Source organism: Burkholderia sp. Bp8998 (assembly GCF_003854235.1).
Taxonomy (GTDB): Bacteria; Pseudomonadota; Gammaproteobacteria; order Burkholderiales; family Burkholderiaceae; genus Burkholderia.
In genome coordinates, this window is record NZ_QTQF01000011.1 from 45542 (window position 1) to 65190 (window position 19649).

Genomic DNA, 19649 nt, shown 5'->3' on the forward strand with positions numbered 1-19649 from the left:
GTCATCGTCCCGACCGAAGCCCCGCCATTCCGATGCCAAACGACGCCTCCTCCTCGCCGCTGACCGTGAGCGACGCCGCGTCGCGGCTCGGCGTCACGCCGCGCACGCTGAAGTATTACGAAGAGCGCGGGCTCGTCACGCCGTCGCGCAGTGGCGGCCGCTATCGTCTTTACGACGAAGCCGATCTCGAACGCTTCGCCCGCATCCTGCGGCTGCGCGCGCTCGGCTTTTCGCTGCACGGCATCACCGAGATGCTCAAGCGCCCACTGGAAGAAACGGGAGACGGCCGGCGCCGCTATTCGGACGCGTCATTGCGCGACATCCGCTCGGGGCTCGCCGAGCAGATCGACACGCTCAACCAGCGAATCGCGGCCGTCCAGCGCGAGTTGAAGGAAGCCGTCGCACTGCGCAAGGAACTGCAGCACGACATCGACTACATCGAACGGCGCCTCGCCGGCGAAAACCCCGACTCGCTGATCGCCCGGCGGCAGGCCGAAGCCGGCACGCGGCGCACGCGCAAGGACCGGGAATGAACGTCGCGCCGGGTCGCCCGCCACTGTGGAGCCGCGCGAACCTGCGTGCGGACCTGTTCCCGTGGGCGCTCGCGCTCGTCACCGGCATCGACTACTTCGACAACGCGGCCTTCTCGTTCTTCGCGAGCTACATCGCGGGCGGCATCAACGCGTCGCCCGACGAGCTCGTGTGGTCGTCCAGCGCGTATGCGGTCACCGCCGTACTCGGCATCCTGCAGCAGCAATGGTGGGTCGACCGGCTCGGGCATCGCCGCTACGTCGCCGGCTGCATGCTGATGTTCTCGTTCGGCGCGATCGCGGCCGCGCTCGCCGACACGTCGCTCGAACTCGCGTTCGCGCGCGGCTTCCAGGGCTACTTCATCGGCCCGATGATGGGAGCCTGCCGGATCCTGATCCAGGTCAGCTTCAAGCCGCAGGAGCGGCCGCCCGCCACGCGCGCATTCCTGATCATGATCCTGCTCGGCAGCGCGCTCGCACCGATCGTCGGCGGGCTGCTCGTCGCTCACTCGACGTGGCGTGCACTGTTCGCGTGCACCGCGCCCGCGGGCATCGCGTTCGCGATCCTCGCGCTCCTCACGCTGCCCGATTCGGGCAGGACGCCCGACGACGAACGCGGCTCCGGCCATTTCTGGCCGTACGTCGTGTTCGCGCTCGCGCAAGGCGCGCTGCAGATCGTGCTGCAGCAGGTGCATTACCAGCTCTACAGCGGCTCGCCGATGCTGATCCTGCTGACGATCGCGGGCCTCGGCGCGCTCGCGTGGTTCGCCTATCACCAGTGGCACCATCCGACGCCGCTCGTGCGGCTGCATGCGTTTCGCGAGCGCACGTTCCAGGTCGGGCTGCTGCTGTACATGTTCTATTACTACGAGTCGACCGGCTTCAGCTACCTGACCTCCCGCTTGCTCGAAGGCGGGCTCGGCTATCCGGTCGAGAACGCCGGGCGCCTGGTCGGCACGATGTCGCTGATCTCGGCCACCGCGCTATTCGCCTACCTGCGCCATGCGAAGCGCGTCACGCACAAGAAATGGTTCGTCGTGCCGGGATTCGCGATCGCGATCGTCGCCGCGCTGTGGATGACGCGGATGACACCGCAGGTCGGCGAGGCCGCGCTGATCGTCCCGCTGCTGCTGCGCGGGCTGTTGCTGCTGTTCATCGTGCTGCCGGTCGCGAACCTGACGTTCCGCATCTTCGCGATCGACGAATACACGCACGGCTACCGGCTGAAGAACATCGTGCGGCAACTGACGATCTCGTTCGCGACGTCGTCGGTGATCATCGTCGAGCAGCACCGGCTGGCCGTCCACCAGACGCGGCTCGTCGAGCGCGCGAACGTGTTCGATCCGCTGTTCCAGCAGACCGTCGACGCCCTCACGCGCACCTACGCGGCCGCCGGCCATGCCTTGAACGAGGCGCACGCCCTCGCGATCGCATCGATCGCGCGGATGGTCGCGCAACAGGCGTCGTTCCTCGCGTCGCTCGACGGTTTCTATTTCCTCGCGGGCGTCGCGCTCGTCGGCGGCCTCTTCGCGGCATGGCAAAAAGAGATCGATTGAGTTAAAAGACAGGCTTTGGATCTTCCTGCGCTGCTTCCATGCTCTCGAAACTGACCCGCTGGTTCGACGACCGACGCCGCGACCGCGCACTGCGCAGCCACCCGATTCCCGATGCGCTGTGGCAGAACACCGTCGCGCGCCTGCCGTTCCTCGATGCGCTGACGCCGGGCGACCTGGGCCGGCTGCGCGAGCTGACGAGCCTGTTCATCGCGAAGAAATCGTTTTCGACCGCGCACGGGCTCGAACTGACCGACGAGATGATCGTCGCGATCGCCGCCCAGGCGTGCCTGCCCGTGCTGAACCTCGATTTATCGCTGTACGACGGCTGGGTCGGCGTCGTCGTGTATCCGGGCGAATTCGTGATCCGCAAGACGGTGCAGGACGAGGACGGCGTCGTCCATGAAGTCGAGCAGGATGCGAGCGGCGAAGCGTGGGAAGGCGGACCGGTAATCCTGTCGTGGGAGGACGCGCAGATGACGGACGGGCGCGACGCGTACAACGTCGTGATCCACGAGTTCGCGCACAAGATCGACATGGTCAACGGCGAGGCCGACGGGTATCCGCCCCTCTTTCGCCGCTGGCACGCGCCGCACCTGGACGCGCAGGCGTGGGCCGACGTGTTCGAGCACGCGTACGACCAGTTCTGCGCACGGGTCGATGCGGTGCCGGATCGCGCGTGGGCGCGCTTCGAGCGCGACTCGCTGATCGATCCGTATGCGGCCGATCATCCGTCGGAATTCTTTGCGGTGTGCAGCGAGGCGCTGTTCGTGCGACCCCGTGCGTTCGAGTCCGAATTTCCGGAGCTCTACCGGCTGCTCGCCCGCTATTACCGGCAGGATCCGGCCCGCACGGGCGCCCTCGACGCGTGATGAAAATTATTCGTCAACCGTCTGATTTTCTGGCATAATCCCCGTTTTTCGACCTTAGGCAAGTGGCTCGCGCCGGGCTTGACGTCGGCTGAATCGCGCAAATTCGTGCGGTCCGGCACGGCAAGCGGCGGGTTGGCTACCGCTCTCACCAAGGAACATCATGAAACCTGGCATTCACCCGGACTACCGCGAAGTCGTCTTCCAAGACATGTCGAACGGCTTCAAGTTCATCACGCGCTCGACGATCCAGACGCGTGAAACCATCGAACACGAAGGCAAGACCTACCCGCTCGCCAAGATCGAAGTGTCGTCGGAATCGCACTCGTTCTACACGGGTCAGCAAAAGATCATGGACACGGCAGGCCGTGTCGAGAAGTTCAAGAACAAGTTCGGCGCACGCGCCAGCGGCAAAGTCGCGAAGTAAGCTTCGCACCGATCCGGTGGCTGCAACGCACCGGTACCGCACGAAAGGGCAGCCCAGGCTGCCCTTTTTTGTCTCCGCTCGCCGGGAAAACACCATGCGCCGACCGGCGCCCCGGGCAATCGTCTGACGCGCAACGGCCGGCGCGTCTACAATGCCGGATGCTCGAATCCGGCGCCGTCGGCGCATGACAGCACCGGCCGCCCGCCCATAACAAATCGCTCATCTGCATGAAGCCTGTCGTTCGACTCACCGCCTCCGCCACGCGCGCGCTGCCGCGCTGGCTGCTGCTCACGCTCTGCCTCGTCTACGCGGCGTTCGGCCTGTTTGGCCGCGACCCGTGGAAGAACGAGGACGCGGCGGGCTTCGGCGTGATGTGGACGATGGCCACCGGCGGCTGGCACGACTGGCTGCTGCCGAATCTCGTCGGCAAGTTCATCACGACCGACGGGCCGCTCGGCTACTGGCTCGGCGCGCTGTCGATCCGCGCGCTGGCGCCGTGGGTCGATGCGAGCAACGCGTCGCGCTTCGACACGGGCGTGCTGTTCTGCGTCGCATGCGCGTTCGTCTGGTACGCCGCCTATCTGCTCGGCCGGCGCGCCGAGGTCCAGCCATTCAAGTACGCATTCGGCGGCGAGCCGGAACCGCGCGACTACGGCCGCACGCTCGCCGACGGCGCACTGCTGATCCTCGTCGCGTGCTTCGGGCTCGCGGAGCGCGGCCACGAAACGACGCCGCAGCTCGCGCAGTTCGCGTGGATCGCGATGCTCGTGTACGGCATCGTGCGCGGCATCGACAAGCCGATGCAAGGTGCGCTGTGGTGGGGCGTTGCGGTCGGCCTCGTCGCCCTGTCCGGCAATCCGGTGCTCGTCGTCGCGCTGCTCACCGGCACGGCCGCGCTGTGGCTCGTCACGCCGGAGATGCGCAACCTGCGCCTGCCGCTGGTCGGCCTGCCGCTCGCGGCCGCGATCTTCGCGCTGTGGCCGCTCGCCGCTTTCAATGCGGCGCCCGACGACGCCGCGTGGTTCTTCAACCAGTGGATCCACGGCAGCCTGATGCGCTTCTCGGGCCCGCCGACCGCGGTGCTCGCCTACGCGGCGAAGAATCTGCCGCTGTTCACGTGGCCCGCGTGGCCGCTCGCGATCTGGGCCTGGTGGAGCTGGGCCGGCATGCGTCGCCGCGCGCACATCGCGATTCCGCTGTCGGTCGTGGTGCCGCTTGTCGCGCTCGTGATCCTGCAGAGCCAGCAGTCGAACCGCATGTACATGCTGCTGCTGCCGCCGCTCGCGGTACTCGCCACCTTCGCGCTGCCGACCCTCAAGCGCGGCGCGATCAATGCGTTCGACTGGTTCGCGGTGCTCAGCTTCACGATCCTCGGCACCTTCGTGTGGCTCGTGTGGCTTGCGTCGCTCACGGGCTTCCCGCATCCGCTCGCGCGCAACCTCGCGCGCCTCGTGCCGGGCTACGAACCGCACTTCAAGATCCTGTCGTTCATCTGCGCGGTGATCGTCACCGTGTGCTGGTGCCTGCTCGCGCGCTGGCGCGTCTCACGTCAGCCGAAGGTGCTGTGGCGCAGCGTCGTGCTGTCGGGCGCCGGCACCACGCTGATGTGGGTGCTGCTGATGACGCTGTGGCTGCCGATCGTCAACTACGGTCGGACCTACAGCGACGTCGCGCAACAGATCGCGTCGCATCTGCCGAAAGACTATGCGTGCATCTCGCCCGTGCGGCTCGGCGATGCGCAGATCGCGACCTTCGCGTACTTCGGCGACATGCACTTCGAATTCTCGGGCGACTGTGACGTGATCCTGCGCCAGGACCGCGCGGACTTCGGTGAACCGAGCGCGATGTCGCAATACGTATGGCGTCTCGTGTGGGAAGGCCGCCGCGTGGCCGACCGCGACGAGCGCTTCCGCCTGTACGAGCGCATCGAGCGGCCGACGACGCCCGTCAAGCGCCGCGGCCCGCGCCACCGGACGGTCGATTGACGATGTTCGCCGACATCCGCCGGATCGTCGGTCTCGCGTGGCCGGTGCTCGTCGGCCAGCTCGCGATCATCGCGTTTGGCGTGATCGATACGGCGATGGTCGGCCGCTACTCGGCCGTCGACCTGGCCGCACTCGGGCTCGGCTCGTCGATCTACGTATCGGTCTACATCGGGATGACGGGCATCCTGTCCGCGCTGCAGCCGATCACCGGGCAGCTGTACGGCGCGCGGCGCTACGCCGAGATCGGCGAGGAAGTCCGCCAGGCGCTGTGGCTCGCGCTGATGCTTGCGGTGCCCGGCTTCCTGCTGCTGCATTTTCCCGAACCGCTGCTGCACATCGCCCACGCGCCGCCCGCGCTGCACGACCGCACGGTCGATTACCTGCGGATCCTGTCGTACGGCCTGCCGGCGAGCCTCGTGTTCCGGATCTACAACGCGCTGACCAACGCGGCCGGCAAGCCGCGGCTCGCGATGATCCTGCAGATCGGCGCGCTGCTGCTCAAGTTTCCGCTCAACGTGTGGTTCATCTTCGGCGGGTTCGGCGTACCGGCCCTCGGCGGCCCCGGTTGCGGACTCGCCAGCACGCTGATCAACTGGGCGCTCGCGCTGATCGGCTTCACGCTGCTCGCGAAGCTCGACGTGTTCTCGCCGCTTTCGATCTTCTCGCGCTTCTGCTGGCCCGTATGGGCGCGCCAGAAGGCGATCCTGAAGCTCGGCGTGCCGATGGGCCTGTCGTACCTGATCGAGGTCACGTCGTACACGTGCATGGCGCTCTTCATCGCGCAGTTCGGCACGACGACACTCGCCGGCCACCAGATCGCCGGCAACATCGGCGCGGTGCTGTACATGACGCCGCTGTCGATCGGTGTCGCAGCGTCGACGCTCGTCGCGCGCGCACTCGGTGCCGGCCGCCCGGACGAGGCGCGCCTGCTCGGCCGGCACAGCGTGATGCTCGCGTGCGGGATCGCGGCCGCTTACGGCGTGCTCGTGTTTGCGCTGCGCCCGCTGATCGTCAGCGGCTACACGCCGAACCCGGCCGTGGCCGCCGCCGCGCTGCCGCTGGTCGCGATCGTCACCTGCTACCACTTCTTCGACGCGCTGCAGATCACGTCCGCATTCGTGTTGCGCGCGTACAAGGTCGCGGTCGTGCCGACCGTGATCTATGCGGTCGCGCTGTGGGGCGTCGGGCTCGGCGGCGGCTACGTGCTCGGCTTCGACGTCGGTGGCATCGCACCCGCCTGGCTGACCGGCGCGCGCGGCTTCTGGTTCGCGAACACGATCAGCCTGATGCTCGCGGGCGCGGGCCTCGCGCTCTACCTGCGACACGTCGGCCGCGCGCAGCTGTCCGTCAGCGCGGACACGCGGCCCGCGGTCTAAGCATCCTCCAGCACGTCGGCCGCGTGATACGACGACCGCACGAGCGGCCCGGCAACGACTTCCCTGAAACCGAGCGCCAGCCCCTCGTCGCGCCACGCGGCGAACGCATCGGGGCTCACGTAGCGCCGCACCGGCAGATGGTGCGCGGACGGCGCGAGGTACTGGCCGAGCGTCAGCACATCGACCTCGTGCGCGCGCAAGTCGCGCAGCGTGTCCCGCACCTCGTCGTCGCGCTCGCCGAGCCCGAGCATCAAGCCCGATTTCGTCACGAGCGTCGGCCGCGCGGCCTTCGCCTGCGCGAGCAGTTCGAGCGAGCCGCGATAGTCGGCGCCCGGCCGTGCCGCCCGATACAGCGACGGCACCGTCTCGATGTTGTGATTGAACACGTCCGGCCATGCCGACGACAACGCATCGAGCGCACGCGCGACGCGGCCGCGGAAATCGGGCGTCAGCACCTCGACGCCGATGCCCGGCACGCTCGCGCGCACCGCCTCGATGCAGGCGGCAAAATGTGCGGCGCCGCCGTCGCGCAGGTCGTCGCGATCGACCGACGTGATCACGACGTAGCGTAGTCCGAGCGCCGCGACCGCGTCTGCGAGCCGCGCGGGCTCGTCGGAATCGAGCGGCTCGGGGCGGCCGTGCGCGACGTCGCAGAACGGGCAGCGCCGCGTGCACAGCCCGCCCATGATCATGAAGGTCGCGGTGCGCTGCGCGAAGCATTCGCCGATGTTCGGGCACATGGCCTCCTCGCAGACGGAATGCAGCCGGTGATCGCGCAGCACGGCCGCCATGTCGGCGACCGCCCCGCTCATCATCGGCCGCGCCCGCAGCCACGGCGGCTTCGGCAGCGCCCCGCCGGCGGCGGGCTCGACGCGCACCGGAATGCGCGCGAGCTTGTCGCGGCTTCGCGCGCCCGGCTGGCCGAGCGCGGTGAGGCTGGGTCGTTCGAGCGCGGCGGCCATCGTCAGTCTCCGAGAAACGCGATGATCAGGCGGTTGACGTCGGCAGCCGCCTCCATCTGCACCATGTGGCCGCTGCCGGCGATCACCTCGGCCCGCACGCCTTCCGGCAAGCCCTGCGCATGCTGCGCCGGAATCACCTGGTCGCGCTCGCCCCAGATCACGAGCGTGCGCGGCGCGAGCGACCCGACGCGGTCGCGGAACACGCGCCGCTGGGTCGCGCCGTCGAACGCGGCGTTCGCGATCTTCTCCAGCGCGGCCTGCACGCCTTCGAGCCGCTTGTACTTGACGAGGTCCTCGACCAGTTGCCGCGTGACGAGCGCGTCGTCCGCGAACAGCGCGCCGAGGTGCGGCTTCAGCGTATTGCGGCTGTTGCCGGCCACGAAACCGTCGATATAGCCGCGGTTGATGTCGGCGCCGAGCCCGGCGCTCGCGATCAGCGTCAGCGATGCCACGCGCTCAGGTGCACGCTCGGCCGCCGCCATCGCGACCGCGCCGCCCATCGAATGGCCGATCAGGTGCGCGCGGTCGATGTGCTGCGCATCGAGCAGCGCGAGCACCGCGTCGGCCAGTTCGTCGAGGCTGCCGGTGTCGACCGCCTTGCCCGACTCGCCGTGCCCGGGCAAGTCAAGCGCCCACACGGGCCGGTGCGCGGCGAGTTCCGCATGGTTGAACAGCCAGTTGTTGAGGTCGCCGCCGAAGCCGTGGATCAGCACGGCAGGCGTGCCCGAACCGTCGCCGAGCTTCAGGAACCGGATCGTGCGTCCATCGATCTGCGCCTTCTCGGGCTGCGGGCCCGTCGCGTCGTCGGCGGTCGCGCTCGGTACGAAATCGCGCTGGAATTCGGCGATCGCCGCGTCGATGTCGGCATCGCTCGCCTCGGCCGCGGCCACCACGCCGAGCAGCGCACCGACCGGCAGCGTCTCGCCCTCCTGTGCGACCTGCCGGCGCAGCGTGCCGTCGAACGCGCACTCGACACCCGACGAAATCTTGTCGGTCTCGACGTCGAGCACTTCGTCGCCCTTCGTCACGCGCTCGCCGATCGCCTTCAGCCAGCCGTTGACCTGCCCCTGCTCCATCGACAGCCCCCACTTGGGCATCGTGATCATGTGAATCGACATCGTGTCAGCTCCTCGTCTTCAGTACCGCCTGCGCGATTGCATCGGCGGACGGGATGTACAGGTCTTCCAGCACGCCGGCGAACGGCGCGGGCGTGTGCGGCGCGGTCACGAGCTCGATCGGTGCCTTCAGCGAATGGAACGCTCGCCGGGCGACCAGTGCGGCGATATCGGTCGCGATCGAGCAGCGCGGGTTCGCTTCATCGACCACCACCACGCGCCCGGTGCGCTCGGCGCTCTCGAGGATGGTTTCCTCGTCGAGCGGCGACGTCGTGCGCAGGTCGATCACGTCGACCTGGACGCCGTCCTTCGCGAGCTTCGCGGCCGCGTCGGTCGCGAGATGCACCATCCGGCCATACGTGACGATCGTCGCGTCGTCGCCTTCGCGCACGACGTTCGCCTCGCCGAACGGAATCGCATAGGACTCCTCTGGCACGTCGCCTTCGCGCGTGTAGAGCAGCTTGTGTTCGAGGAAGATCACCGGGTCGTTGTCGCGGATCGCCTGGATCAGCAGCCCCTTCGCGTCGTAAGGCGTCGACGGGCACACGACCTTCAGCCCCGGAATGTGCGTAAACAGCGACGTGAGCATCTGCGAATGCTGCGCGGCCGCGCGCAGGCCGGCGCCATACATCGCGCGGATCACGACCGGCGTCACCGCCTTGCCCCCGAACATGTAGCGGAATTTCGCGGCCTGGTTGAAGATCTGGTCGAAGCACACGCCCATGAAATCAATGAACATCAGCTCCGCGACGGGCCGCATCCCGCACGCGGCCGCGCCGACCGCCGCGCCGATGTAGCCGCCTTCCGACAGCGGCGTGTCGAGCACGCGGCCCGGAAACTTGTGGTACAGCCCCTTCGTCACGCCGAGTACGCCGCCCCATGCGTCGTCCTCGCCCGGCGCGCCCGCGCCACCTGCGTTGTCCTCGCCCATCACGATCACGCTGTCGTCGCGCGCCATTTCCTGCGCGAGCGCCTCGTTGATCGCCTGCGAATAAGTGATTTTCCTTGCCATGTCTGTCTCCTGGAATATTCGGTTCGCCGTGCCGGCTGCCAGCGGGTGAATCAGGCCGCGCTCACGGGTACGACACGTACACGTCGGTCAGCAGGTCGGCCGCGTCGGGCAGCGGCGCGGCTTTCGCCTGCGCGACCGCATCGTCGATCAGCGCCTTCACCTGTGCATCGACCGCGCGCAGGTCGTCGGTCGTCAGCGCTTCGGCACGCACGACGCGCGTTTCGAAATGCTTCAGGCAGTCCTTCTCGTCGCGCAGCTTCTGCACTTCACCCGGCGCGCGGTAGGTCTGCGCATCGCCTTCGAAGTGGCCGAAGTAGCGCGTGAACTTCACCTCGACGAGCGTCGGGCCACCACCGTTGCGCGCGCGTGCGACGGCTTCGCCGAGCGCCTCGTGTACCGCGAAGAAGTCGAAGCCGTCGACGATCACGCCCGGCATCCCGAAGCCGTTCGCGCGATCGGCGATGTTGTCGGTCGCGACCGACCAGCTCGACGACGTCGCTTCCGCATAGCCGTTGTTCTCGGCCACGAAGATCGCCGGCAGCCGCCATACCGACGCGAGGTTCATCGATTCGAAGATCACGCCCTGGTTCGACGCGCCGTCGCCGAAGAAGCACACGCCGACGCCGCCCGTCTTCTTGTGCTTGGCCGCGAGCGCCGCGCCGCACACGAGCGGGCCGCCCGCGCCGACGATCCCGTTCGCGCCGAGCATCCCCATCGACAGGTCGGCGATGTGCATCGAGCCGCCCTTGCCGTGGCAGACGCCCGTCTTCTTGCCATAGATCTCGGCCATCATCCCGTGCACGTCGACGCCTTTCGCGATGCAGTGGCCGTGCCCGCGATGCGTGGTGGCAACGTAATCTTCAAGTCCGAGGTGCAGCATCGTGCCGACCGCGGAGGCCTCCTCGCCCGCGTACAGGTGAACGAAGCCGGGGATTTCCCCGGTCGCGAACTCGACGTGCAGGCGCTCCTCGAATTCGCGGATCGTGCGCATCAGCCGATACGCGTCCAGCAGCTTGTCCCTGCTGAGCTGTGTCGAAACGGTCATGTGTGTCTCCTGGATAGGTCTGACTGCGAATGCCGCCGCGGCAACGCCCCGGCGACGGATTGCACGGCTTGCGGCCGTCGGTAAAACGTGAAGCTGCCGTCAGCCGCGCCACGCGCCGGCGTCGCGCAACAACTGCCGCGACGACGCGTAACGCAGCGTGCGACCGACGTCGACCGTCAGCGGCCCGCGCCAGTCGAGCGCGATCTCGTAGCGGTCGCCACGCGCGACCTCGATCTCGCGCTCGCCGTCGAATGCGAGCGTGCCGTGCTCGAACGGGATCGTCTGCCACGCACCCGGTTCGAGCCGCTCGCAGCTGCGCATCACGACGCGATCGACGCGCCCGGGTGCGATCGGGGCGACGAGCGGCGTGCCGGCCGTCTTGCCGTCGGCGGCGAAGCGCATCGCGAGCCCGTGCGGCGCGCTGCGCTCGAGCGGCGCCCACGCGCCGCCGAGCGCGGACAGGCCGATGCCGTCCGGTTCCGCGAAGGTCAGGTAGAGCGTGTCGATGTCGTCGGGACCCGAGATCGCGCGCGCGCCGATGAAGCGCTGGCGGGCCGCGCACACGTCGACGAGCGCGATCTCCTCGCGCCCCGCGTTCACGCCGGCCGCGCAGCGCACGACGAGCCGCTTGTTACGCGTGAACGCAACCTCCGCCGGCACGGCGCCGGTCGCGGCGAGTCCTGCCGCGACGCCCGCGACGGTCGCCTCGCGATGTTCGGGAAACGCGTTGTTGGTGCCGGTGGACAGCGCGACGAGCGGGGTCGCGCCGCAATGCGCGGCGACCGCGCGGTGAGTGCCGTCGCCGCCGAGCACGACGATCAGCGCGACTTCCATCCGGTGCATGTATGCGGCACCGGCCTGCGTGTCGGCGACGGTGTCCGAGATCGGCAGGTCGACGAATTCGACGTCGGGCCAGCGCTCGTGGGGGGCGACCGCGCGATGTGTATCGAGCGCGCGCATCAGCAGCGTCGCGATACCCGTCTTGTCGCGCAAGGTCAGCACGCGCTCGACGCCCATCGCGCCGAGACCGGCGAGCAGGCGCACGACCATGTTGGCCTTTTCCGCCGTCGGGAACACGGATGCATGCGTCGTCAGGCGGCGAATGTCGCGCCCCGATGCGGGGTTCGCGATCACGCCGACGGTCACGGGCGTCGTCACGGGCTTGTCTCCATCCAGTGGACCGGCGCTCGCGCGCCGGCCCTGCATGTGTCGTCCGCCGTCATCAAGGGCAGCGGATCGTCGTCGCCGACGCGATCGCGCCGGACTTGCCCGTGACATCTGCAAGCGGCGTGCCATCGTGTGGGCAACGACCGCGAAACCCGCGTACGGACTGGCTCGGCGGGTACCCCTGTCATCGACATCTGCTGCCATGACGGCCCGACGCTGCGCAAAACCGCCGGTGCGTCTCACGCCGCCGATCTCCCGGTGCACCGGCGTCGGCGCCTTCATCCGGGTGGCGATTTCGCCGGCAAGCCGCGCGGATCGCGGCGCGGCGCGCACCACCATGCTCCGGACCACCGTCGCGCGTGGCATGCCCCGCGTCTCATCCGCGCGAGACCGACTGAGATCCCGCTGAGACGAACGTCTCACGCCGCGCGCGTGCTGCGATGCAATGTGATCCGAGCAAGCGAATGTGCTACAAGAACATCGAATTCCCCGCCGTACGGAACCGGAGCCGACCATGCCCTACGCCGTCCCCCAGGCCCAGCACGCCGACCGTGTGCTCGGTGCGCTCGCCGGGCGCCTGCCCGCGCCGGCCGATTCCGCGCGTCTCGTGTCGTCGTGGCAGCGCTCGCTCGAGCGCTACGCGCTCGACCCGGCGTCGTCGATCGGCCCGCGCGTGCTGACCGCGGCCGAGCTGCGCGAGGTGCGCGACAAGGAAGAGGCGTTCCTGCGCGCATCGGGCCAGTGCCTGACACGCCTGCACGACATGATTCGCGTCGCCGACTATTGCGTGATGCTGACCGACGCGCACGGCGTGACGATCGACTACCGGATCGACCGCGAGCGCCGCAACGACTTCCGCCATGCGGGGCTGCACATCGGCTCGTGCTGGTCGGAAAGCGAGGAAGGCACCTGCGGCGTCGCGAGCGTGCTGACCGATCTCGCGCCGATCACCGTGCACAAGACCGACCATTTCCGCGCGGCATTTACCACGCTCACCTGCAGCGCAGCCCCGATCTTCGCGCCGGGCGGCGAACTGATCGGCGTGCTCGATGCGTCGGCCGTCCAGTCGCCGGACGGCCGCGACAGCCAGCGTCTCGTGTACCAGCTCGTGCGACAGAGCGCGGCGCTGATCGAGGACGGCTATTTCGTGCACAGCACCGCGCAGCACTGGATATTGTTCGGGCATCCGAATCGTCACTACGTCGAGGCGCAGCCCGAATGGCTGATCGCGTTCGACGAATGCGGCAATATCGTCGCCGCAAACCGGCAGGCGCGCGACGCGCTGCCGGCGCTGCGCGAACCGCGCCATATCGACGAGATCTTCGATGCGACCGAGATGCCGCTGCGCGACGCTGCGCGGCTCGACGCGATCATCGCGCTGCGGCTGCGCGCGACCGGCGCCCCGCTTTATGCGCGGCTGCGCGCGCCGCTACGACGCGCCGGCCGCGAAACCGGCACGGCACGGGCCGCCCCGGCATCGCGCCGCCCCGGCACCGCGCAGCGCCACGTCGGCGCGCTGACGCCGTTCCTGCAGAGCAGCGACGCACGCGTCGCGCAGCAGGCCGAACTCGCGCTGCGTGTCGTGAGCAAGCGGCTGCCGATCCTCGTGCTCGGCGAAACCGGCGCGGGCAAGGAAGTGTTCGCGCGCGCGATCCACGACGCGGGTGCGCGGCGCGCACGGCCGTTCGTCGCAGTCAACTGCGGCGCGCTGCCCGAGGCGCTGATCGAAAGCGAGCTGTTCGGCTACGCGGCCGGTGCGTTCACCGGTGCACGCAAGCACGGCGCGCGCGGCAAGATCGCGCTCGCCGACGGCGGCACACTGTTCCTCGACGAAATCGGCGACATGCCGCTCACGCTGCAGACGCGGCTGCTGCGCGTGCTCGCCGACGGCGAAGTCGTGCCGCTCGGCAGCGATACGCCCGTGCGCGTCGATCTCGACGTGATTTGCGCGACGCACCGCGATCTCATGCGGATGGTGGCCGACGGCACGTTCCGCGAGGATCTGTACTACCGGCTGAGCGGTGCGACGTTCGAGCTACCTCCGCTGCGCGAGCGCGCGGACGTGCGCGACGTGATCGCCGCGGTGTTCGCCGAAGAGGCGCAGGCGACCGGCCACGTGCTCACGCTCGACGCGACGCTCGCCGAACAGCTTGCCGCCTATCCGTGGCCCGGCAACGTGCGCCAGCTGCGCAACGTGCTGCGTTATGCGTGCGCGGTGTGCGACGCCGCGCGCGTGACGATGCGCGACCTGCCGGCCGAGCTCGCCGCGCAGCTCGGCGCCGGCACCGCCGGCGCGCTGCCGGACGACGAACGCGGCCGCATCGTCGCGGCGCTCACCGCGCATCGCTGGCGGCCCGACGCGACCGCGCAGGCGCTCGGCATCTCGCGCGCGACGCTGTACCGGCGGATCGCGAAACATCGGATCGTCGCGCCGCACCGCGCGTGATGCGCGAGCGCGCCTACCGCTCATGCCCCATGCACGGCCGCTTCGCGCGCGTTCGCGGCGTCACCGGTCTCGCCGGCCGCTTCGTCGCGCCGCGCGAACACCTCGTGTGCGGCGAACAGTGCGTTGAGCGCGGCCGGAAAACCTGCATAGACGGCCATCTGCATGAACACCTCGACGATCTCGTCGCGCGTGCAGCCGACGTTCAGCGCGGCCTCGATATGCACTTTCAACTGCGGCTGCGCGTTGCCGAGCGCGGCCAGCGCCGCGATCGTCGCGATCTCGCGCGCTTTCAGGTCGAGCTGCGGCCGGCTGTAGATATCACCGAAACCGAACTCGACGATCAGCCGCCCGAAGTCCGGCGCGATCGGCGCGAGGGCCGCAATCACGCGCTCACCCGCTTCGCCGTCGATTTCCTTCAGTTTGTTCCAGCCGCGCGTATAGCGGTCTTCAACGCGTCGTTCCATTGGGTCCGTCCTGTTTCGATAGAGAGTGAGAAGGTCTTGCCCGTCGTGCCATATCCCGCTCTTGTGCCTCATAGTTCACGATCTTGTCGCTGATCACGTCGAGGCTCGCTTGCAGTTCCGCGATATGCGCGCGCACCGCGTCGCGATGCGTGACCAGCAGGCTGCGCCGCGCACCGAAGGTCGACTCGCCTTGCGCGCGCAGTGTCGCGAATGCCTGCATCTGCGCGACCGGCATGCCGGTCGCCTTCAGGCGCATCACGAAGGCCAGCCAGTCAAGGTCGGCCGGCGCATAGAGCCGGTGCCCGGCCGCCGTGCGCGAAATCGCGCGCAGCAGGCCGGCCTGCTCGTAGTACCGCAGCGTATGCGTCGACAAGCCGGTCATTTCGGCGACCTGGCCGATCGTCAGCGGGCCGGCGGAGGAAGGTTGGGATACGGTTTTCGACATGGCAGGAACAAGGTTAGGAGTTAGAGTTCACTCTAAGTCAAGCCCTGTCGAACAGCCAGCACGACGAATCTCGGCGACACCGTAAACAATGGTCAAAAGCGCCGCCCGGCGCGGCTTTCTGTCTTTACAGCGACGCAAGCCTTCAGCAAGATTCGGTCAGCCTGTCTTAAAACGGGCACGCGTTTGTCCTATGCTTAACGGCGAGGCCCGGCCGGGCCTCGCCCCGCCGTCCGTTGCAACAGCCATTCATCCATCAGAACCAGGGAGCCTTTGCCATGCTGAGAAAGCTGCTGATGCTGTTCGTCGCGCTATCGCTGTCGCTCGCCGCCGGCCTCGCCGCGGCCGTCGAAGTCAACACGGCCGACCAGGCCGCGCTCGAATCGGTGAAGGGCCTCGGGCCCGTGAAGTCGAAGGCGATCATCGACGAACGCACCAAGAACGGCCCGTTCAAGGACGCGGACGATCTCGCGACCCGCGTGAAGGGTCTCGGCACGAAGTCGGTCGGGCATCTCGAGGAAAACGGCCTGACGATCGGCGGCTCGTCGACACCGCCGAAGGGCGTGAAGCTGTCGAAACCGGCCGCGACGACCTCGGCGCCCCCGTCGACCACGACGTCGGCAGGCACCGCGTCGACGTCGACGACCGCGACGGCCGGCACGACGGCGACGGCACCGGCCGCGAGCGCACCGGACGCGACGACCAAGCCGGCCAAGAGCAAGCGCGCATCGAAGAAGGACAAGGCGGCCGCAGCCGCGGCGGCATCCGCCGACGCGGGCGCGAGTGCGAGCGCGCCGGCCGCAGCGTCGTCCACGAAGGCGACGAAGGGTTCGAAGAAGAAGAGCAAGAAGGACAAGGCAGCCTCCGCCGCCGCGGCGTCGGGCGCCTGATGTGCGCCGCGCGCGATGGCGTGCGCGCGGCATTCGATCAACGGGCGCCGTCGTCACGGCGCCCTTTTCAGTGAAGGTGAAGAATCATGGGTCTCCTCGACATCGTCGGCGGTCTGATCGGCGGCCAGGCCGGCGGCAACTCGCAAAGCGCACTCATCACGACCGCGCTCGAATTCATCAACAACCAGCCGGGCGGCCTGAACGGGCTGATCGAGAAGTTCAAGGCCGGCGGCGCCGGCGACATCATCGGCTCGTGGGTCGGCAACGGCGAAAACCAGCCGATCTCGGCCGACACGCTGCAGAACGTGCTCGGCTCCGACGTCGTCGGCGCACTCGCGAGCAAGGTCGGCATCGATCCGTCCCAGGCATCGTCGATCCTCGCGCAGGTGCTGCCGCACGTCGTCAACGGCGCGACGCCGAACGGCGAAGTGCCGGCCGGCGGCCAGGTCGACACGTCGAACGTGCTCGGCACGCTCACGCAGCTCGCCGGCATGTTCGGCGGCAACAAGCAGGCCTGAGCCCGCACGGCAGCGGTTTCGGCCGCCCCATATGCAAACACCCCGCCTGAGCGGGGTGTTTGTTTTTGTGCGCCCGGCGCGAACCGGGCGTGCGGCCGATCGCCGGCGATCAGTGCACGACGCGGTCGAACACGAACCTGCCGTCGTTGACGTCGACCGGGATCACGTCCTTCGGACCGAAGCGGCCCGCGAGGATCAGCTTCGCGACCGGGTTCTCGATCTCCTGCTGGATCGCGCGCTTGAGCGGCCGCGCGCCGAACAGCGGATCGTAACCGACCTTGCCGATCTGCTCGAGCGCCGCCGGCGACACGTCGAGCGCCATGTCGAGCTTCGCGAGCCGGTCGTGCAGGCGCGCGAGCTGGATCCTCGCGATCGATTCGATATTGCTGCGATCGAGCGCGTGGAACACGACGACGTCGTCGATCCGGTTCAGGAATTCCGGACGGAAGTGCTGCTTCACCTCGAGCCACACGGCGTCCTTGATCTCTTCCTGCGGCGAACCCGTCATTGCCTGGATCACCTGCGAGCCGAGGTTCGACGTCATCACGATAACCGTGTTCTTGAAGTCGACCGTGCGCCCCTGCCCGTCGGTCATGCGACCGTCGTCGAGCACCTGCAGCAACACGTTGAACACGTCCGGATGCGCCTTCTCGATCTCGTCGAGCAGGATCACGCTGTACGGCTTGCGGCGCACGGCTTCCGTCAGGTAGCCGCCTTCCTCGTAGCCGACATAGCCCGGCGGTGCACCGATCAGCCGCGCGACGCTGTGCTTCTCCATGAACTCGCTCATGTCGATGCGGATCAGGTGCTCTTCCGAATCGAACAGGAACGCCGCCAGCGCCTTGCACAGCTCCGTCTTGCCGACCCCCGTCGGGCCGAGGAACAGGAACGAGCCGTACGGACGATTCGGATCGGCGAGACCCGCGCGCGAACGACGGATCGCATCCGCGACCGCGCTGATCGCCTCGTGCTGGCCGACCACGCGCTCGTGCAGCTTCTCCTCGATGTGCAGCAGCTTCTCGCGTTCGCCCTGCATCATCCGCGACACCGGAATCCCGGTTGCGCGCGATACGACTTCCGCGATTTCCTCCGCGCCGACCTGCGTGCGCAGCAGACGCGGACGCGTCGGGTTGTGCTGCTCCTGCTCTTCGGCCTGCGTGACCTGCTTCAGTTGCGACTCGAGTTGCGGCAGCTTGCCGTACTGCAGTTCGGCGACCTTCTCCAGCTTGCCGTCGCGCTGCAGACGCGCGATGTCGGCGCGCACCTTCTCGATCTCTTCCTTGAGCTGCGCACTGCCCTGCACGGCGGCCTTCTCGGCGGTCCAGATCTCTTCCAGGTCCGCATATTCGCGGCCGAGACGCTCGATCTCTTCCTCGATCAGCTGCAGGCGCTTCTGCGACGCTTCGTCCTGCTCCTTCTTGACGGCCTCGCGCTCGATCTTCAGCTGGATCAGCCGACGGTCGAGCTTGTCCATCTCTTCGGGCTTCGAATCGATTTCCATCTTGATCTTCGACGCAGCCTCGTCGATCAGGTCGATCGCCTTGTCCGGCAGGAAGCGGTCGGTGATATAGCGGTGCGACAGCTCGGCCGCGGCGACGATCGCCGGGTCGGTGATGTCGACACCGTGGTGCAGTTCGTACTTCTCCTGCAGCCCACGCAGGATCGCGATCGTCGCCTCGACGCTCGGCTCGTCGACGAGCACCTTCTGGAAGCGGCGCTCGAGCGCGGCGTCCTTCTCGATGTACTTGCGATATTCGTCGAGCGTCGTCGCGCCGATGCAGTGCAGCTCGCCGCGCGACAGCGCCGGCTTCAGCATGTTGCCCGCATCCATCGCGCCTTCGGCCTTGCCGGCACCGACCATCGTGTGGATCTCGTCGATGAACACGATCGTCCGGCCTTCGTCCTTCGCGATGTCGTTGAGCACAGCCTTCAGGCGCTCCTCGAACTCGCCGCGGTACTTCGCGCCGGCGAGCAGCGCAGCCATGTCGAGCGACAGCACGCGCTTGCCCTTCAGCGTCTCCGGCACCTCGCCGTTGACGATCCGCTGCGCGAGCCCTTCGACGATCGCGGTCTTGCCGACGCCCGGCTCGCCGATCAGCACCGGGTTGTTCTTGGTCCGGCGCTGCAGGATCTGGATCGAGCGGCGGATTTCGTCGTCGCGGCCGATCACCGGATCGAGCTTGCCCGCGCGGGCGCGCTCGGTCAGGTCGACCGTATACTTCTTCAGCGCCTCGCGCTGGCTTTCCGCGTCCTGGCTGTGCACCTGCGAGCCGCCGCGCACCGCGGCGATCGCGGCTTCGAGCGCCTTGCGCGTGAGGCCGTGCTGACGGGCGAGCTTGCCGGCTTCGCCCTTGTCGTCGGACACGGCGAGCAGGAACATCTCGCTCGCGATGAACGTGTCGTTGAGCTTCTGCGCTTCCTTGTCGGCCTGGTTCAGCAGCCCGGCCAGCTCACGGCCGATCTGGATGTCGCCGCCCGTGCCCGTCACTTGCGGCAGGCGCGAAATGGCTTCGTTCAGCGCGCCTTGCAGCGCCTGCACGTGAACACCCGCGCGCGACATCAGCGAGCGGGCGGAGCCGTCCTGCTGTGCTACCAGCGCCGCCAGCACGTGAACGGGTTCGATGTATTGATTGTCGCGGCCCGCCGCGAGGCTTTGCGCGTCCGAGAGTGCTTCCTGGAACTTGGTGGTGAGCTTGTCGATTCTCATTTGGTGAGACCTCCAATTTTCGATTAACACCAAGATGTGGATGGTTATACGGGTTTCAAGCGAAATTCGGGTTGATTCAGCGCAAAAATTGCCGGGCGGCAATGCGGCGGCCTGCGGACGGGCTGCCGCCGGATGGCGGGG

At 68.1% G+C, this 19649-nt stretch carries 17 protein-coding genes; 9 read left to right on the forward strand and 8 right to left on the reverse strand.

Translation table 11 applies throughout. The features are described from left to right. Positions 1 to 32: 32 nt before the first annotated feature. From DIE06_RS13605 to DIE06_RS13635, 6 genes are all read left to right on the forward strand, one after another. The gene (locus DIE06_RS13605; RefSeq protein WP_124661859.1) at positions 33 to 533 is read left to right on the forward strand and encodes a MerR family transcriptional regulator; all 501 of its coding nucleotides are present in this window, start codon (positions 33 to 35) and stop codon (positions 531 to 533) included. Then, positions 530 to 2086, forward strand: coding sequence for an MFS transporter (locus DIE06_RS13610; protein ID WP_124661860.1), 1557 nt, complete (start codon positions 530 to 532; stop codon positions 2084 to 2086). The genes DIE06_RS13605 and DIE06_RS13610 overlap by 4 nt, the downstream gene beginning before the upstream one ends. 38 nt (positions 2087 to 2124) lie before the next feature. Further along, positions 2125 to 2955 carry a zinc-dependent peptidase gene (locus tag DIE06_RS13615; protein ID WP_124661861.1) on the forward strand — a complete coding sequence of 277 codons (831 nt, stop codon included), beginning with the start codon at positions 2125 to 2127 and terminating at the stop codon, positions 2953 to 2955. Positions 2956 to 3115: 160 nt separating this feature from the next. Then, the gene (locus DIE06_RS13620) at positions 3116 to 3379 is read left to right on the forward strand and encodes a type B 50S ribosomal protein L31 (protein WP_040144297.1); all 264 of its coding nucleotides are present in this window, start codon (positions 3116 to 3118) and stop codon (positions 3377 to 3379) included. A gap of 227 nt (positions 3380 to 3606) precedes the next feature. Beyond that, positions 3607 to 5364, forward strand: a complete 1758-nt coding sequence (locus DIE06_RS13630) for a glycosyltransferase family 39 protein (RefSeq protein ID WP_124661862.1) — start codon at positions 3607 to 3609, stop codon at positions 5362 to 5364. Positions 5365 to 5366: 2 nt separating this feature from the next. Further along, entirely contained in the window at positions 5367 to 6740 is a 1374-nt protein-coding gene (locus DIE06_RS13635) for an MATE family efflux transporter (protein WP_124661863.1), read from the forward strand. On the opposite strand, the gene lipA is transcribed toward DIE06_RS13635, so the two are convergent. The 5 genes from lipA to DIE06_RS13660 form a co-directional block, all read right to left on the reverse strand. Continuing rightward, positions 6737 to 7702, reverse strand: a complete 966-nt coding sequence (gene lipA / locus DIE06_RS13640; RefSeq protein ID WP_124661864.1) for a lipoyl synthase — start codon at positions 7700 to 7702, stop codon at positions 6737 to 6739. The genes DIE06_RS13635 and lipA overlap by 4 nt on opposite strands. Positions 7703 to 7704: 2 nt before the next feature. Next, positions 7705 to 8820 (reverse strand): acetoin dehydrogenase dihydrolipoyllysine-residue acetyltransferase subunit, encoded by a 1116-nt coding sequence (locus tag DIE06_RS13645; protein ID WP_124661865.1) that lies wholly within the window; start codon positions 8818 to 8820, stop codon positions 7705 to 7707. Between the two features lie 4 nt (positions 8821 to 8824). Next, complete coding sequence (locus DIE06_RS13650; protein ID WP_124661866.1) at positions 8825 to 9829, reverse strand: alpha-ketoacid dehydrogenase subunit beta; 1005 nt, start codon at positions 9827 to 9829, stop codon at positions 8825 to 8827. 61 nt (positions 9830 to 9890) lie between these two features. Then, positions 9891 to 10874, reverse strand: coding sequence for a thiamine pyrophosphate-dependent dehydrogenase E1 component subunit alpha (locus tag DIE06_RS13655; protein ID WP_124661867.1), 984 nt, complete (start codon positions 10872 to 10874; stop codon positions 9891 to 9893). A gap of 99 nt (positions 10875 to 10973) precedes the next feature. Next, entirely contained in the window at positions 10974 to 12032 is a 1059-nt protein-coding gene (locus DIE06_RS13660) for an ATP-NAD kinase family protein (RefSeq protein ID WP_124661868.1), read from the reverse strand. Between the two features lie 523 nt (positions 12033 to 12555). On the opposite strand from DIE06_RS13660, the gene DIE06_RS13665 reads away from it, so the two are divergent. Continuing rightward, positions 12556 to 14487, forward strand: a complete 1932-nt coding sequence (locus tag DIE06_RS13665; RefSeq protein WP_124661869.1) for a sigma-54-dependent Fis family transcriptional regulator — start codon at positions 12556 to 12558, stop codon at positions 14485 to 14487. 20 nt (positions 14488 to 14507) lie between these two features. Here DIE06_RS13665 and DIE06_RS13670 read toward each other — a convergent pair whose 3' ends face one another. Further along, on the reverse strand, positions 14508 to 14951 hold the full coding sequence (locus tag DIE06_RS13670; RefSeq protein WP_124661870.1) for a carboxymuconolactone decarboxylase family protein: 444 nt from the start codon (positions 14949 to 14951) through the stop codon (positions 14508 to 14510). Next, positions 14935 to 15396, reverse strand: a complete 462-nt coding sequence (locus DIE06_RS13675) for a MerR family transcriptional regulator (RefSeq protein WP_124661871.1) — start codon at positions 15394 to 15396, stop codon at positions 14935 to 14937. The genes DIE06_RS13670 and DIE06_RS13675 overlap by 17 nt, the downstream gene beginning before the upstream one ends. Before the next feature lie 275 nt (positions 15397 to 15671). Here DIE06_RS13675 and DIE06_RS13680 point away from each other — a divergent pair, with 275 nt between their 5' ends. Then, positions 15672 to 16283, forward strand: coding sequence for a helix-hairpin-helix domain-containing protein (locus tag DIE06_RS13680; RefSeq protein WP_124661872.1), 612 nt, complete (start codon positions 15672 to 15674; stop codon positions 16281 to 16283). 86 nt (positions 16284 to 16369) lie between these two features. Continuing rightward, positions 16370 to 16801 carry a YidB family protein gene (locus DIE06_RS13685; protein ID WP_124614485.1) on the forward strand — a complete coding sequence of 144 codons (432 nt, stop codon included), beginning with the start codon at positions 16370 to 16372 and terminating at the stop codon, positions 16799 to 16801. Positions 16802 to 16910: 109 nt separating this feature from the next. On the opposite strand, the gene clpB is transcribed toward DIE06_RS13685, so the two are convergent. Then, on the reverse strand, positions 16911 to 19508 hold the full coding sequence (gene clpB / locus DIE06_RS13690) for an ATP-dependent chaperone ClpB (RefSeq protein WP_124661873.1): 2598 nt from the start codon (positions 19506 to 19508) through the stop codon (positions 16911 to 16913). Positions 19509 to 19649: the final 141 nt, after the last annotated feature.